We start from the raw sequence: 14,901 nt of genomic DNA on the forward strand, positions 1-14,901 counted from the left end.
ACAGAACCCCGCTCACTGAGCGGGGTTTTTTATTTGCGTTGCCACAGGCGGTCGTCAGGGTGAAACAGGGAATTCGGGACGCAAACAGTTTTGCGTCACGCCTGTTTCACGCCTTGAGCTCTGCGACCAAACTGCCGGGAGCAGTTGGGGACTGCTTCAGCGGGTCGCGAAGCGACGAGACCCAGGATGGGTCGAGCAATGGCCGGACAAGACGGTCCGCTGTCGCCTGACCCAGAACCCCAGGATGGGGTGAGCACTGTAGTTCACCGCCAGGCGGACAAGACGACCCGCTGTCACCTCATCGCCCAGAGCACTGTAGTTCACCGCCAGACGACCCACTTCCGCCTGACCCAGAACCACAAATTCAGAATCTATCTGGCTCATTAGCCAGGTGTTTGCAGGAGAATGCTGAGAACAAAAAAGGCCACTCTTATGGTGGCCTTAGTGCTTGTTTCTGGAGAAATTACTGCTTTAAAAACTCAGCAGAAAGCTTCAACTCGTCGTTCAAATTTACACCCACACCACGGCTAATGATGTTTTGTGCAATCTCTTTGGCTTCAGCTAAAGAATGCATCTGCGCTGTACCACATTGATAAATATTCAGCTCAGGGATTTCAGACTGATTTTGTACTGTCAGTACGTCGGCCATAGCGGCTTTCCATGCGTTTGCTACACGCTGCTCATCCGGCGTACCAATCAGGCTCATATAAAAACCTGTGCGGCAACCCATAGGGGAAATATCGATGATTTCTACGCCGTCACCATTTAAATGATCACGCATAAAACCGGCAAATAAATGCTCTAGTGTATGAATGCCCTTTTCCGACAGGATTTCTTCGTTAGGCACGCAGAAACGTAAATCAAATACGGTGATGTCATCACCTTTTGGGGTATTCATTTTTTTCGCTACACGTACAGCAGGCGCTTTCATAATGGTGTGGTCAACGGTAAAGCTGTCTAATAAAGGCATGATCTCTCTCTCTGTTGAGGCTCGGTATTCAAGCAATTTTGCTGAATTATACGCTGCAATTGCTTTTTGAGTTAAATGCTTTTCTGTTCTATCGACTTAGTTTCAGCACTATTAAACCCTTAGCTCCCGCATTTTGTTTGCTTATTGCTCGAAATTGCACAAAGGATAAATTTTTTTAAAAAAATAACCTTGAATCGAATAGGGATAAACCCCATTAACTGGTCAACACAATTTTAATTGTAAAGATTAATAAGCGGAGAGTAGTTATGGGTAGAATTATTGGTATTGACTTAGGTACAACAAACAGCTGTGTGGCTATTTTAGATGGTGACCAGCCACGCGTTCTGGAAAATGCTGAAGGTACCAGAACCACTCCTTCCATCATCGCTTATGCCGAAGACGGCGAAGTATTAGTAGGTCAGCCAGCCAAACGTCAGGCTGTGACTAACCCTAAAAATACTTTGTTCGCAATTAAGCGTTTGATTGGTCGTCGTTTTGAAGATGCTGAAGTTCAGCGTGACATCAAAATCATGCCTTACCAGATTGTTAAAGCTGATAATGGTGACGCCTGGGTTGAAGTTAAAGGCAAAAAATTAGCTGCACCACAGATTTCTGCTGAAGTGCTGAAAAAAATGAAGAAAACTGCTGAAGATTATCTGGGCGAGCCAGTGACTGAAGCTGTTATCACTGTTCCTGCTTATTTCAACGATGCTCAGCGTCAGGCGACAAAAGATGCTGGTCGTATTGCTGGTTTAGAAGTTAAACGTATTATCAACGAGCCAACAGCAGCTGCTCTGGCTTATGGTATGGATAAGAAAAAAGGCGACACCAAAGTTGCGGTTTATGACTTAGGTGGTGGTACTTTCGATATCTCTATCATTGAAATCGACGATGTAGATGGCGAACAGACCTTCGAAGTGTTAGCTACCAATGGTGATACTCACTTAGGTGGTGAAGACTTTGACTCTCGTGTTATTAACTACTTAGTCGACGAGTTCAAAAAAGAGCAGGGCATTGACCTGCGTAACGATCCACTGGCGATGCAGCGTTTAAAAGAAGCGGGCGAAAAAGCTAAGATCGAATTGTCTTCTGCTTCTCAGACTGAAGTGAATCTGCCGTATATTACTGCGGATGCCACTGGTCCTAAGCACTTAAATATCAAAGTAACCCGTGCTAAGCTGGAATCTTTGGTAGACGATTTAATTCAGCGCACTATTGAGCCGCTGAAGCAGGCTTTAAAAGACGCCGACCTGTCTGTGAGTGAAATTAACGACATCATCCTGGTGGGTGGTCAGACTCGTATGCCTAAAGTTCAGGAAGCGGTAACAGCTTTCTTCGGCAAAGAGCCACGTAAAGACGTGAACCCTGACGAAGCTGTCGCTGTAGGTGCTGCGATTCAGGGCGCTGTATTGTCTGGTGACGTGACTGATGTCTTGTTGTTAGACGTAACTCCACTGTCTTTAGGTATCGAGACTATGGGTAGCGTGATGACAGCCTTGATTGAGAAGAACACCACTATCCCAACCAAGAAGTCACAAACGTTCTCTACAGCAGATGACAACCAGTCAGCTGTAACTATCCATGTGCTGCAGGGGGAGCGTAAGCAAGCTTCTGCCAACAAGTCACTGGGTCAGTTTAACTTAGAGGGTATTCGCCCCGGTCGTCGTGGTGAGCCACAAATAGAAGTCACCTTCGACTTAGACGCAGACGGTATTCTGCATGTGTCTGCGAAAGACAAAGACACAGGTAAAGAGCAGAAGATCACTATCAAAGCTTCTTCAGGCTTAACAGATGAAGAAGTGGAACGTATGGTACGTGATGCTGAACTGAATGCTGAAGAAGACAAAAAGTTTGAAGAGTTAGTGCAAACCCGTAACCAGGCTGATGCTTTAGTGCATGCAACCCGCAAGCAAATTGAAGAAGCTGGTAACGACTTAGCGACCAACGACAAACAAGAGATTGAAGCTGCTGTTGCCGCGTTAGAAGCTGCTATCAAGGCGAACGACAAAGCTGATATAGAAGCCAAAACTCAGGCTCTGATCCAGGCTTCTCAGAAACTGTCTGAAGTGGCTCAGGCAAAAGCGCAACAAGGTGGTGCTGAACCACAAGCCCGCAATGCCGCTGGTGATGACGTAGTAGACGCTGAGTTCGAAGAAGTAAAAGACAACAAGTAATCATTGTGTCTGTGGGGGCGCATCTTTAAGATGCACCCCATACCAGAGTTAATTTGAGCGACCGCCCTGTGCGGTCGCTCCTCTATCAAGATGAGTTGTTATGTCGAAGCGTGATTATTACGAAGTGCTTGGCGTCCAGAAAGGCGCTGACGATAAAGAAATCAAAAAGGCCTATAAACGGCTCGCCATGAAATATCACCCTGATCGAACTCAGGGTGATAAGGCTATGGAAGAGAAGTTTAAAGAAGTGCAAGAAGCCTATGAGATCCTGTCGGATGACCAGAAGCGCGCTGCGTATGATAACTATGGTCACGCTGGTGTGGATCCAAATCGTGGCGGCGGTGGTGGTGGAGCCGACTTTAATGACATCTTCGGTGATGTGTTTGGTGACATCTTTGGTGGTGGCCGCCGTGGTGGTCAATCCCGCGCGCAACGTGGTTCAGACTTACGCTACAACCTGGAGTTAAATCTCGAGGATGCTGTACGTGGTAAGTCAGTTGAAATTAAAGTACCAACCTGGGTGTCCTGTGATGTCTGTGATGGCTCAGGCGCGAAAAAAGGCACGCAGGCTAAGTCTTGTCCAACCTGTCATGGTGCGGGTCAGGTGACCATGCGTCAGGGCTTTTTTGCTGTTCAGCAAACCTGTCCTACCTGTAGTGGTCGCGGCAAAATTATTCCGGACCCCTGCACTAAGTGTCATGGCGATGGCCGCGTAGAAAAAACTAAAACACTGTCAGTGAAAATTCCTGCTGGTGTGGATACGGGCGATCGTATTCGTTTAGCAGGTGAGGGTGAAGCAGGGCAGTTTGGTGCGCCGGCTGGTGACTTGTATGTGCAGGTGCATGTGAAAGATCACCCTATCTTTGTGCGTGATGGCAACAACCTGTATTGTGATGTGCCTATCAGCTTCAGTACTGCTGCTTTAGGCGGTGAAATTGATGTGCCGACTTTAGATGGTCGCGTCAAGCTGAAGATCCCGGCAGAAACCCAGACCGAAAAAATGTTCCGTCTGCGTGGTAAAGGCGTGCAGTCTGTCCGTGGTGGCGGTGTAGGTGATTTGGTTTGTAAAGTGGTGGTGGAAACGCCTGTCAACTTAAGCGACAAGCAAAAAGACTTATTGCGTCAGCTTGATGAAAGCTGGGGTGGTGACAGTGAAGCGAAACACAGACCTAAGTCCAAAGGCTTCTTTGATGGTGTGAAGAAGTTTTTCGATGATTTAACCGGCTAAGCCAGTTTTCGAAACTATCTGAATGAAAACCACCTGCGGGTGGTTTTCTTTTTTCAGATGCCGCACAATAACTGAACTTATTTCAGTTTTTATAGTTCTATAAGCTGCAATTTCCAGTACGAAAAGAAGGATCATTGAATGCGTACTAAGTTAGTACTTCCCTTGTTAATCGCTAGTGTGCTGCTTGCAAGCTGTACTCAGTCGCCGACAGGTCGTCGCCAGTTGATGTTATTTGATGATAAAAAACTCAGCGCTATGGGTATTCAGACTTTTGAAGGGATGAAGGCAGAAACTCCGATCAGTAAAAACAAAAAAGTGAATCAGTATGTGCAGTGTGTGGCAAATAACCTGCTCAAACATACCGATGCAAAATGGCAACAAACCCCATGGGAAATCGTGGTGTTTGAAGATGATCAGGTGAATGCTTTTGCTTTGCCAGGTGGCAAAATGGGTGTGTACACCGGACTTTTGTTAGTGGCAGATAACCAGTCACAACTTGCGGCTGTGATAGGTCATGAGATTGCACACGTCATGGCAGGACACAGTAACGAGCGCTTATCCAGCGACCAGTTTATATCTACTGCCCTCACAGTCGCCGACAGTGCCCTGACTGTCGCAGGCTCGCCTTATCAGGAGCAAATGAAAACAGCCTTTGGCTTAGGTGCTCAGGTCGGTATTGCTCTGCCTTTTAGCAGAGCTCATGAAACAGAAGCCGATATTATGGGCCTTGAGCTGATGGCCAAATCTGGTTTTGTACCTACTGAATCTGTGAAGTTATGGCAGAACATGGCGGCTAAGGGCAGCGGTTCAACGCCACAGTTGTTATCCAGCCACCCTGTGCCGGACAATAGAATTAAAGAGTTGAATAAACATATGGCGGTGGCACAAAGTTATTATCAGCAGCGCCGCAGTCAGGGCGCTTTACCGAATTGTAATAAAGCTTAAAGTTTAAATAACAGGGCCAGCTTAATGTTGGCCCTGCTCTTAGAGATGGCTGCAGCCCAATGCCTGTCCAGGCCATCGTCGCTGCGCTTCGATGTTAAAAATCGCTCCGGTCGATTTTTTCAACCAAAATACGTGCTGTGGCAAAAACTGCGAGAATTAAACAGTAGTAGCTATGTGTTACCACGTCCCATGGCGATATGCCAAAACTAGCACCCAATAACAGAGCCTGAGCACCATAAGGTACTAAGCCTTGCGCTATACAGGCAAATACATCCAATAAACTGGCACTGCGTTTCGGTGGGATTTGATGGTGCTGCGCTATATCTTTACTCACATCCCCTGTGACAACTATGGCTACAGTGTTATTGGCAATACAAAGATTGCTGACAAAAGCCAAAGCGGCAATCGCCAGTTGCTGTGCTTTGTTACCTGCTAGTTTGAGCTTTAAAGCCCAAGCAGTGACATGACTGGATAAATACTGCAGGCCACCTTGTTGTTTAACAAATTCACCTAAAGCGCCCACCAGCATCGATAACAGGAAAATCTCCTGCATAGAACCAAAACCTTTGTAAATATCTTTACCCAGGTTCGTCAACTGATAATCGGCCAGTACAGCTCCTTGTAACGCCGCTAACACTATCCCCAGCAACAATACAGCGAAGACATTCATGCCGGCTACAGCTAGGAACAGGATAGCTGCATAAGGTAAAACTCCAGTCCAGCTAAAGTCTTGTACCCTCACTTCGGCGTGGCTTTGGGCTAAAAAAGCGAACAATGCTAAAGTGACCAGTGCTGCAGGCAGCGCAATTTTCAGGTTCTCTTTGAATTTATCTTTCATCTGTGCACCCTGAGTGCGGGTGGAGGCGATGGTGGTATCAGAGATAATCGACAGGTTATCGCCAAAAATGGCGCCGCTTAACAGCACACCAGCCACTAAAGTTGGCTCTAATTGCGCTTGTGAACTTAAGCCTACAGCAATAGGTGCCAGAGCACCTATGGTGCCCATAGAGGTGCCCATAGCTGTCGCTACTATGGCGGAAATTACGAATAAGCCGGGCAATAAAAATTGCGCTGGTACAAGCGATAAACCGGCGTTGACTACCGCATCAACACCACCAGTGGCCTGAGCGACAGTGGCAAAAGCTCCTGCCAGCAAGTAAATGATACACATGGTAATAATATTGCTATTACCCGCCCCCTTCACCAGGACTTCAATTGATTCTGCCAGTGGCGCTTTATACAACCAAATCGCCAATACCAAAGCAGGAATAATAGCGACAGGCCCTGGCAACTGATAAAAGGCATAATCAACGCCTTGAGATTGCAGATACAAGCCTGTGCCTAAAAACAGCGCGACAAAGAGCAATAAAGGCAGCAAGGATAAACGGGCTTGCTGTTTTTGCGATAACGTCATGAGTTTTCCTCTAAACCTATAAGGTTTTAAAATTTTCTGGAATATAGAGACGTCCAGAAGTCCTGTCAAATAGTAAAGCTGACTAAGCTATAGCCAAACTAATAAAAATGATTGCTTCTGATCACAAGTTTCATAACAAACAAGGCGTTTCATTCGCTTAAAATCAGCCTAACTGAATTCCGGCATTTTGCCTATGACAGAAGAAAAAACCAAAAGCGGCTTGAACTTAACGCGGTTCAGGCCCATATAAACCACTGAATTTTTGTATTACACACCGGAGTTACTATGTTTAATTTTTCTTACCATAATCCAACCCGTATTGTGTTTGGTGATGGCCAAATCAGTCAGTTGAGCAAGTTGGTTCCTAAGGAAAGCAAAGTATTGCTGACCTATGGCGGTGGCTCTATTAAGCAAAATGGTGTGTATCAGCAGGTGATTGATGCATTAAAAGACCATCAGGTGCTGGAGTTTTCTGGTATTGAACCCAACCCCAGCTATGAAACTTTAAGTAAAGCTGTTGCCTTGGTAAAAGCAGAAAACATCGATTTCATTCTGGCTGTTGGTGGTGGTTCAGTGGTAGACGGCAGCAAATACATAGCAGCTGCTGCGTTATTGGAGCAGGATGGTTGGGCAATTTTAGAGAATAAAGTACGTATTAAAGCGGCGTTACCTTTAGGTTGCGTGCTGACTTTGCCCGCGACTGGAACTGAAAGTAATGCCAATTCGGTGATTACCCGTCAAAGTACCCAGCAAAAGCTGGCCTTTTCGCACCCATCTGTGTATCCGCAGTTCGCAATTCTTGATCCAAAAGTCACGTACAGCTTGCCTGCTAAACAAATTTCTAATGGGGTAGTCGATGCTTTTGTTCATGTGATGGAGCAATACCTGACCTATCCGGTTAATGCTGCAGTGCAGGACAGATTTGCTGAATCCTTGTTACTGGTGTTGATTGAAGAAGGACCAAAAGCTATAAATGAACCCGAAAACTACGATATCAGAGCCAATGTGATGTGGGCTGCTACTATGGCACTGAATGGTCTGATTGGTGTAGGTGTGCCGCAGGATTGGGCGACGCACGGCTTAGGTCACCAGCTCACCGCTTTGTATGGTTTAGATCATGCGCAAACTCTGGCGATAGTATTGCCAGCTTTAATGCAGCAGCAACGAGCTACCAAACGTGACAAGTTGTTGCAGTACGCCAACAGAGTCTGGGGAATACAGCAGCAGGATCCGGAGCGTCAGATTGATGAAGCCATCCATCATACCCGGGCCTTCTTTGAGCAAATGGGGATTCCAACCCGCTTAACGGCTTATGGCTTACCGGCATCTTCTGTAGACGAACTGATGGCCAAAGTCATCAGTCAGGGCATGGATAAGCTGGGCGAACACGGCGATATCAACTATGATGTCAGCCGTGCTATTTTTAGCGCCGCGGTTTAGCAGAACGGGCAGTTTGGGGTTGCATATCCATCCAGACTGCCGTTTAATAGCGCCGAAATAGACATAGCCAGATACAGGAATTACAGATGAGTACAGTAGGCATTTTGGGCGCCAATGGTCGTATGGGCAGAGCTTTAGTTAGTGTGGCTAAAGAACACAAACTGCCTATTTGCGCTGCTACTGTGCGTGCTGGTTCCGCTTTAAAAGGTATGGATGCAGGTGAACTGGCCGGTTGTGGCAAATTGAATCTGCCTTTTATAGAGACTTCGTTAGCTGCTTTAGGTTCAGCCGATATCTGGATTGATTTCACTATGCCAGAAGCCATGCTACAGCATCTGGAGCTGGCGGTGCAGGCTAAAAAAGCCATGGTGATTGGTGTGACTGGCCTCACAGATAACCAATACGCAGCAGTACAACAGGCAGCTCAACATATCCCCATCGTCTGGGCGCCGAATATGAGTGTGGGTGTGAACCTGTTGCTCCATCTGGTGCAAACTGCAGCTAAAGTGATGGGCCAGACGGCGGACATTGAAATTATTGAAGCGCACCACAGATATAAAAAAGACGCCCCTTCAGGCACTGCTATGGCGATAGGCCATCAAATTGCCAAAGCTTTGGATCGTAATCTCGCCGATGTGGCAGTCTATGGCCGTGAAGGCATAACCGGTGAGCGTGAACAAAAAACCATTGGTTTTGCGACGGTCAGAGGCGGTGACATTATTGGTGATCATACCGCACTCTTTGCAGACCTTGGAGAACGGCTGGAAATTACCCATAAAGCTTCCAGTCGTAGTACTTTTGCTCAAGGCGCATGGCGCGCAGCGCTCTGGTTGCAAAATAAACAGCCAGGACTTTATTCTATGCAACAAGTACTGGGTTTAGCTGACTTAGCTTAACTTTTTGAGCAATATGTTATAAAAATGCGATCAAAGCGTCATTTTTATAAAATTTCAAAAAAGAGTTAGACCAAATAGCTCAAATCGCCTAGAATAGTCAGGTTTGCCCAAGCAAACGTGGATACAAAAATTCTGGGTCAAAACGGGTGGTGAACTGTAATGTTTTTCCCCCGTTTTCTGCTGTTTGGAGGTTATTTTGACTAAGTCCGCCCTGCTCGTACTGGAAGACGGCACCGTATTTCGCGGTACAGCCATTGGCGCTGAAGGTATTTCTGTTGGAGAGGTGGTATTTAATACCTCGATGACCGGGTATCAGGAAATCCTCACGGATCCCTCCTATGCTGAACAAATCGTCACTCTGACATATCCTCATATTGGAAATACCGGCACAAACGATGAAGATGAGGAGTCTGATAAAATCTGGGCCAAAGGCCTTATTATCCGTGACCTTCCTTTGTTAGCCAGTAATTTCCGTAATCAAGCCTCTCTTAGTCACTACCTTAGCTCCCGTAATATTTTAGGCATCGCCGATATCGACACCCGTAAACTGACCCGTATTCTGCGTGAAAAAGGCGCACAAAATGGCTGCTTAATGGCGGGTGATCACTTAGACGAAAACAACGCTTTAGAGTTGGCACGTGCTTTCCCTGGTTTATCTGGTATGGATTTGGCCAAAGAAGTCTCAGTCAAAGAGTCCTATCAATGGACTGAAGGAAGCTGGGCTTTAGGTCAGGGCTTTGCTAAACCAGATAATTCAGCCTTTCATGTCGTTGCCTACGATTTTGGTGTGAAACGTAATATTTTGCGTATGTTGGCTGACCGTGGTTGTCGTTTAACTGTGGTTCCGGCTCAAACTTCTGCTGAAGAGGTATTAGCACTGAATCCTGACGGTATTTTCTTATCTAATGGCCCTGGCGACCCAGCGCCTTGCGATTACGCTATTCAAGCCATCGAAACTTTCCTGACCACTGATATTCCTGTGTTTGGTATTTGTTTAGGTCACCAATTACTGGCGTTAGCCAGCGGTGCTAAAACAGTCAAAATGACAGTGGGTCACCATGGTGGTAACCATCCGGTGAAAAATCTGGATACAAACAAGGTGTTAATCACAGCACAGAACCACGGTTTTGCTGTGGAAGAAGCCACATTGCCTGCCAATTTACGTGCGACTCACAAGTCGTTGTTTGATGGTACTTTGCAGGGGATTCACCGCACCGACAAACCAGCGTTTAGCTTTCAGGGCCACCCTGAAGCCAGTCCTGGTCCACACGAAGCCAGTGAATTGTTTGACCACTTTATCGAATTGATGCAACAGCGTCAGGCTTAATTGGTAAGAATCAGAGAGACAGAGAATAGCTATGCCAAAACGTACCGATCTTAAAAGTATTCTTATCCTCGGCGCCGGTCCTATTGTAATCGGCCAGGCTTGTGAGTTCGATTATTCAGGTGCTCAAGCCTGTAAAGCATTAAAAGAAGAGGGTTACCGCGTCATTCTGGTGAACTCTAACCCTGCCACTATCATGACAGACCCGGAAATGGCCGATGCAACCTACATCGAACCCATCCACTGGCAAGTGGTAGAAAAAATCATCGAAAAAGAACGTCCATGTGCGGTGTTACCTACTATGGGCGGTCAAACCGCATTAAACTGTGCGCTGGACTTAGAGCGCCATGGTGTTCTGGCAAAATACAATGTTGAAATGATTGGCGCTACTGCCGATGCCATAGACAAAGCAGAAGATCGCAGCCGTTTTGATAAAGCCATGCGTTCTATAGGTTTAGCTTGTCCACGTGCAGGCCTAGCGCATTCGATGGAAGAAGCTTACGAAGTACTGGAGAAAATTGGTTTTCCATGCATCATTCGTCCGTCTTTTACTATGGGCGGTTCAGGTGGTGGTATTGCTTACAACCGCGAAGAGTTTGAAGAAATCTGTACTCGTGGTCTTGATCTGTCGCCAACTAAAGAGTTGCTGATTGACGAATCGCTGATCGGTTGGAAAGAATACGAGATGGAAGTAGTGCGTGATAAAAACGACAACTGCATCATCGTTTGTTCTATCGAAAACTTTGACCCTATGGGTGTGCATACAGGCGACTCTATTACCGTAGCGCCTGCTCAGACCTTAACGGATAAAGAATACCAAATCATGCGTAATGCTTCTTTGGCTGTTCTGCGTGAAATAGGTGTCGAAACTGGTGGTTCAAACGTACAGTTTGGTATTAATCCTGAAGATGGCCGTATGGTGATCATCGAGATGAACCCACGTGTATCGCGTTCTTCCGCTTTAGCGTCCAAAGCCACAGGCTTCCCTATTGCTAAAGTCGCCGCAAAGCTGGCCTGTGGTTACACACTGGACGAACTGGCCAACGATATTACTGGTGGTAAAACACCGGCTTCGTTTGAGCCAAGTATCGACTATGTGGTGACTAAAGTGCCACGTTTTAACTTTGAAAAGTTTGCTGGAGCTAATGACCGGTTAACTACTCAGATGAAGTCTGTCGGTGAAGTGATGGCCATTGGCCGTAACCAGCAGGAATCGCTGCAAAAAGCCTTACGTGGTCTGGAAATTGGCGTTTGTGGTTTAGACCCAATCATTGATATTCGCGCACCAGAGGCCAAAGAAAAAATCATTCGTGAACTGCGTGAACCTGGCTCGCACCGTATTTGGTACATAGCTGATGCGTTCCGCATGGGCATGAGCATGGATGAAATCTATGCACTGACCAAAATCGACCATTGGTTCCTGGTCCAGATTGAAGATTTATTGAAAGAAGAAGCCGCGGTGCAAGCTGCAGGTTTTGCTGGTTTAGATGAAAGCCGCTTAAAAGTATTAAAACGTAAAGGTTTTGCCGACCAACGTCTGGCAGACTTATTGGGCGTTGCTGAAAGCGAAGTGCGTAAAAAACGTCACAGCTTCGGCCTGCACCCTGTCTACAAACGGGTGGATACCTGTGCGGCAGAGTTTTCATCCAACACGGCTTACATGTACAGCACCTATGACGAGGAATGTGAAGCTGCACCAAGCAATCGTGACAAAATTATGATTATCGGTGGCGGTCCAAACCGCATAGGTCAGGGTATTGAGTTTGACTACTGCTGTGTGCATGCAGCGCTGGCCTTACGTGAAGACGGTTACGAGACCATTATGGTCAACTGTAATCCTGAAACCGTATCGACTGACTATGACACTTCAGACCGTTTGTACTTCGAATCTATTACTCTGGAAGACGTGCTGGAAATCGTCCGTAAAGAACAGCCAAAAGGTGTGATTGTTCAATACGGTGGCCAGACGCCATTAAAATTAGCCCGTGCTTTGGAAGCGAATGGCGTGCCAATCATTGGCACATCGCCAGACGCCATTGACCGTGCTGAAGACCGTGAGCGTTTCCAGCAGGCAGTGGAGCGTTTGGGTTTAAAACAACCTCAAAACGCTACGGTCACTAGCCTTGAAGAAGCTATTGCCAAAGCCCCTACTATTGGTTACCCGATGGTGGTGCGCCCATCTTATGTATTAGGTGGCCGTGCTATGGAAATCGTTTATGACGACCAGGACCTGCGTCGTTATATGACCGAAGCGGTCAGTGTGTCGAATGACTCTCCGGTATTACTAGACCGTTTCCTTGATGACGCGATTGAAGTGGATATCGACGCCATTTGTGACGGCAAAGAAGTCATTATCGGCGGTATCATGGAACACATTGAACAAGCCGGTGTGCACTCAGGCGACTCAGCCTGTACTTTACCACCACACAGCTTATCTGCCGATGTACAGGACAGAATGCGTGAACAGGTGAAAAAGCTGGCACTGGAGCTGGGTGTGGTCGGCTTAATGAATACTCAGTTTGCGGTCAAAGATAACGAAATTTATTTGATTGAAGTGAATCCGCGTGCTGCCCGTACTGTGCCTTTTGTCTCTAAGGCTACAGGTATGGCGGTGGCTAAAGTAGGCGCCCGCTGTATGGCTGGCCAGTCTTTAGCTGCTCAGGGTATTACCAAAGAGATTATCCCGCCTTATTTCTCCGTGAAAGAAGTGGTGATCCCGTTCAATAAATTCCCTGGTGTCGATCCAATCCTCGGCCCTGAAATGCGCTCTACGGGCGAAGTTATGGGCGTGGGTGATAGCTTTGCAGAAGCTTTTGCCAAAGCACAATTAGGTGCTGGTACAGTGATCCCAACCGGTGGTCGTGCTTTACTTTCAGTGCGTGACAGCGATAAAGTGCGCGTTGTTGAACTTGCCAGAACTATGATTGAGCTGGGTTTTGAACTTGATGCTACAGGTGGTACAGCTAAAGCTTTAGAAGCAGCAGGCATAGAATGCCGTACTGTCAGCAAAGTATTTGAAGGCCGACCACATATTCTGGATAGAATCAAAAACGGTGAATACAGCTACATTGTTAACACTACTGAAGGGCGTCAGGCCATTGAAGATTCGAAAGTGTTACGCCGTGGCGCGTTGCAACACAAAGCCAACTACACCACTACGTTAAATGCAGCTTTTGCAACCTGTAAAGCCAATGCGGCCAATGCCTTTGCTACAGTTGCATCAGTACAGGAACTACATAAGAGAGTAAACGGATGAGTCAAATCCCTATGACTGTTGAAGGCGCTCAACGCTTGCGTGATGAATTGCATGAGCTGAAGACAGTAAAACGCCCGGCTATCATTCAGGCGATAGCCGACGCGCGTGAGCATGGTGATTTAAAAGAGAATGCGGAGTACCACGCTGCCCGTGAACAGCAGGGCTTTTGTGAGGGCCGCATTCAGGATATCGAAGCCAAGTTATCCAACGCACAGATCATCGATATCACTAAGTTGCCAAATAACGGCAAAGTGATTTTTGGTGCTACTGTGACTATTTTGAACCTGGATACGGAAGAAGAAGTGACTTACCGTATCGTAGGGGACGATGAAGCAGATATTAAAAACTTCAGGATTTCGGTGAATTCACCTATAGCCCGCGGTTTGATTGGTAAATCAGAAGAAGATGTGGTCACTATCAATACGCCAGCTGGTATGGTGGAGTTTGAGATCACTCAAGTGCAGTACTTATAAGTTGTATCTGCAACAAAAAGGCGGCTTAGGCCGCCTTTTTAGTCTTAATCACTCAGAGTGGATTGCCATGCAAAAACGCCAGACAAAGGCTTATCAGATCCAACAGATGGACCATGTGCTTTGGGTTCAGGTTTTTGGCGTGTCGAGCTTGCTGGGGACAGAAGAATATGTCAGAGATTTCCGCGCTTTGATTACTCCGGTTATAACGAAACCCTGGGCCGTTGTTCTGGATATCCGATTATGGCAAGCCAGTCCTGCGCAATCACTGCAGTTGTTAAAACAGAATTCTGAATGGGCTATTGCCAATAATTTACATCATGTCGAATTGTTGTTACCGGCGGATGAAATGCTGACATGGCAGTATCTAAAAGCCACTGAAGTAGAGAAGCCTGAGTATTTGACTCGGCATATCGCAGAAAGTGAAGAGTCGGCCCGCTTGAATTTGCAGGCCGCAGGTTACTTAAAAGGTGCAGATTAGCCCTTTGGAATATGTAACTTTTTCTCTTTGGCTGCGCGGTAAAGCACTAATATATGGCCAATCACCTGAACCTTTTGTGCTTTGGCTTCACGCACTATAGCGTCCATAATGGCTACTTTCTCTTCGCGGTCGATGCTTGGAACTTTAACTTTGATCAGTTCATGGTGCTCTAACGCCAAATCAATTTCGGCCATCACGCCTTCAGTGAGTCCGTTGCCACCCAGCAGAATGATTGGCTTTAACTCGTGTGCTTTGGCTTTTAAAAACTGTTTTTGTTTATTACTAAGGTTCATATATGTAGAT

General features: G+C 46.7%; 12 protein-coding genes. 9 read left to right on the forward strand and 3 right to left on the reverse strand.

What is annotated here, in order from left to right; translation table 11 throughout:
• Nucleotides 1-463 precede the first annotated feature (463 nt).
• Nucleotides 464-970 carry an S-ribosylhomocysteine lyase gene (gene luxS, locus IEW88_RS16420; RefSeq protein ID WP_053422748.1) on the reverse strand — a complete coding sequence of 169 codons (507 nt, stop codon included), beginning with the start codon at nucleotides 968-970 and terminating at the stop codon, nucleotides 464-466.
• A 266-nt stretch (nucleotides 971-1,236) separates the two neighbouring features.
• Between luxS and dnaK the strand changes: the two genes are divergently transcribed.
• The 3 genes from dnaK (at nucleotide 1,237) to IEW88_RS16435 (ending at nucleotide 5,317) form a co-directional block, all read left to right on the forward strand.
• Nucleotides 1,237-3,144, forward strand: a complete 1,908-nt coding sequence (gene dnaK, locus IEW88_RS16425; RefSeq protein ID WP_147905195.1) for a molecular chaperone DnaK — start codon at nucleotides 1,237-1,239, stop codon at nucleotides 3,142-3,144.
• A gap of 100 nt (nucleotides 3,145-3,244) precedes the next feature.
• Entirely contained in the window at nucleotides 3,245-4,372 is a 1,128-nt protein-coding gene (dnaJ, locus tag IEW88_RS16430; protein WP_053422746.1) for a molecular chaperone DnaJ, read from the forward strand.
• Nucleotides 4,373-4,510: 138 nt separating this feature from the next.
• Nucleotides 4,511-5,317 carry a M48 family metallopeptidase gene (locus tag IEW88_RS16435; RefSeq protein WP_147905194.1) on the forward strand — a complete coding sequence of 269 codons (807 nt, stop codon included), beginning with the start codon at nucleotides 4,511-4,513 and terminating at the stop codon, nucleotides 5,315-5,317.
• A 94-nt stretch (nucleotides 5,318-5,411) separates the two neighbouring features.
• On the opposite strand, the gene IEW88_RS16440 is transcribed toward IEW88_RS16435, so the two are convergent.
• A complete protein-coding gene (locus tag IEW88_RS16440; RefSeq protein WP_147905193.1) occupies nucleotides 5,412-6,731 on the reverse strand; it encodes a Na+/H+ antiporter NhaC family protein in 1,320 nt (439 codons plus the stop codon).
• A 285-nt stretch (nucleotides 6,732-7,016) separates the two neighbouring features.
• On the opposite strand from IEW88_RS16440, the gene IEW88_RS16445 reads away from it, so the two are divergent.
• The 6 genes from IEW88_RS16445 to IEW88_RS16470 all read left to right on the forward strand — a co-directional run bounded on the left by IEW88_RS16445 (nucleotide 7,017) and on the right by IEW88_RS16470 (nucleotide 14,598).
• Nucleotides 7,017-8,171, forward strand: a complete 1,155-nt coding sequence (locus IEW88_RS16445; RefSeq protein ID WP_147905192.1) for an iron-containing alcohol dehydrogenase — start codon at nucleotides 7,017-7,019, stop codon at nucleotides 8,169-8,171.
• Nucleotides 8,172-8,257: 86 nt separating this feature from the next.
• Nucleotides 8,258-9,067: a 4-hydroxy-tetrahydrodipicolinate reductase gene (gene dapB, locus IEW88_RS16450; RefSeq protein WP_147905191.1), complete on the forward strand. Its 810-nt coding sequence runs from the start codon at nucleotides 8,258-8,260 to the stop codon at nucleotides 9,065-9,067.
• A 196-nt stretch (nucleotides 9,068-9,263) separates the two neighbouring features.
• Nucleotides 9,264-10,394, forward strand: coding sequence for a glutamine-hydrolyzing carbamoyl-phosphate synthase small subunit (gene carA / locus IEW88_RS16455; RefSeq protein ID WP_147905190.1), 1,131 nt, complete (start codon nucleotides 9,264-9,266; stop codon nucleotides 10,392-10,394).
• Between the two features lie 31 nt (nucleotides 10,395-10,425).
• Complete coding sequence (gene carB / locus IEW88_RS16460; protein WP_147905189.1) at nucleotides 10,426-13,647, forward strand: carbamoyl-phosphate synthase large subunit; 3,222 nt, start codon at nucleotides 10,426-10,428, stop codon at nucleotides 13,645-13,647.
• Nucleotides 13,644-14,120 (forward strand): transcription elongation factor GreA, encoded by a 477-nt coding sequence (gene greA / locus IEW88_RS16465; protein ID WP_053422740.1) that lies wholly within the window; start codon nucleotides 13,644-13,646, stop codon nucleotides 14,118-14,120. Before carB ends, greA begins: the two co-directional genes overlap by 4 nt.
• Nucleotides 14,092-14,598 carry a hypothetical protein gene (locus tag IEW88_RS16470; RefSeq protein WP_147905188.1) on the forward strand — a complete coding sequence of 169 codons (507 nt, stop codon included), beginning with the start codon at nucleotides 14,092-14,094 and terminating at the stop codon, nucleotides 14,596-14,598. Before greA ends, IEW88_RS16470 begins: the two co-directional genes overlap by 29 nt.
• On the opposite strand, the gene yhbY is transcribed toward IEW88_RS16470, so the two are convergent.
• The gene (yhbY, locus tag IEW88_RS16475) at nucleotides 14,595-14,891 is read right to left on the reverse strand and encodes a ribosome assembly RNA-binding protein YhbY (protein WP_053422738.1); all 297 of its coding nucleotides are present in this window, start codon (nucleotides 14,889-14,891) and stop codon (nucleotides 14,595-14,597) included. The genes IEW88_RS16470 and yhbY overlap by 4 nt on opposite strands.
• Between the last annotated feature and the right edge of the window lie 10 nt (nucleotides 14,892-14,901).

Origin of the sequence: Rheinheimera tangshanensis (genome assembly GCF_014645135.1) — a bacterium.
Lineage (GTDB): Bacteria > Pseudomonadota > Gammaproteobacteria > Enterobacterales > Alteromonadaceae > Pararheinheimera > Pararheinheimera tangshanensis.

Excerpts from the sequence above, each read along its gene's own strand:
- carB (WP_147905189.1), top strand. The coding sequence starts at position 10,426 with ATGCCAAAACGTACCGATCTTAAAAGTATTCTTATCCTCGGCGCCGGT.
- dnaK (WP_147905195.1), top strand. The coding sequence starts at position 1,237 with ATGGGTAGAATTATTGGTATTGACTTAGGTACAACAAACAGCTGTGTG.
- greA (WP_053422740.1), top strand. The coding sequence starts at position 13,644 with ATGAGTCAAATCCCTATGACTGTTGAAGGCGCTCAACGCTTGCGTGAT.
- luxS (WP_053422748.1), bottom strand. The coding sequence starts at position 970 with ATGCCTTTATTAGACAGCTTTACCGTTGACCACACCATTATGAAAGCG.
- dnaJ (WP_053422746.1), top strand. The coding sequence starts at position 3,245 with ATGTCGAAGCGTGATTATTACGAAGTGCTTGGCGTCCAGAAAGGCGCT.
- yhbY (WP_053422738.1), bottom strand. The coding sequence starts at position 14,891 with ATGAACCTTAGTAATAAACAAAAACAGTTTTTAAAAGCCAAAGCACAC.
- IEW88_RS16435 (WP_147905194.1), top strand. The coding sequence starts at position 4,511 with ATGCGTACTAAGTTAGTACTTCCCTTGTTAATCGCTAGTGTGCTGCTT.
- IEW88_RS16440 (WP_147905193.1), bottom strand. The coding sequence starts at position 6,731 with ATGACGTTATCGCAAAAACAGCAAGCCCGTTTATCCTTGCTGCCTTTA.
- dapB (WP_147905191.1), top strand. The coding sequence starts at position 8,258 with ATGAGTACAGTAGGCATTTTGGGCGCCAATGGTCGTATGGGCAGAGCT.
- IEW88_RS16445 (WP_147905192.1), top strand. The coding sequence starts at position 7,017 with ATGTTTAATTTTTCTTACCATAATCCAACCCGTATTGTGTTTGGTGAT.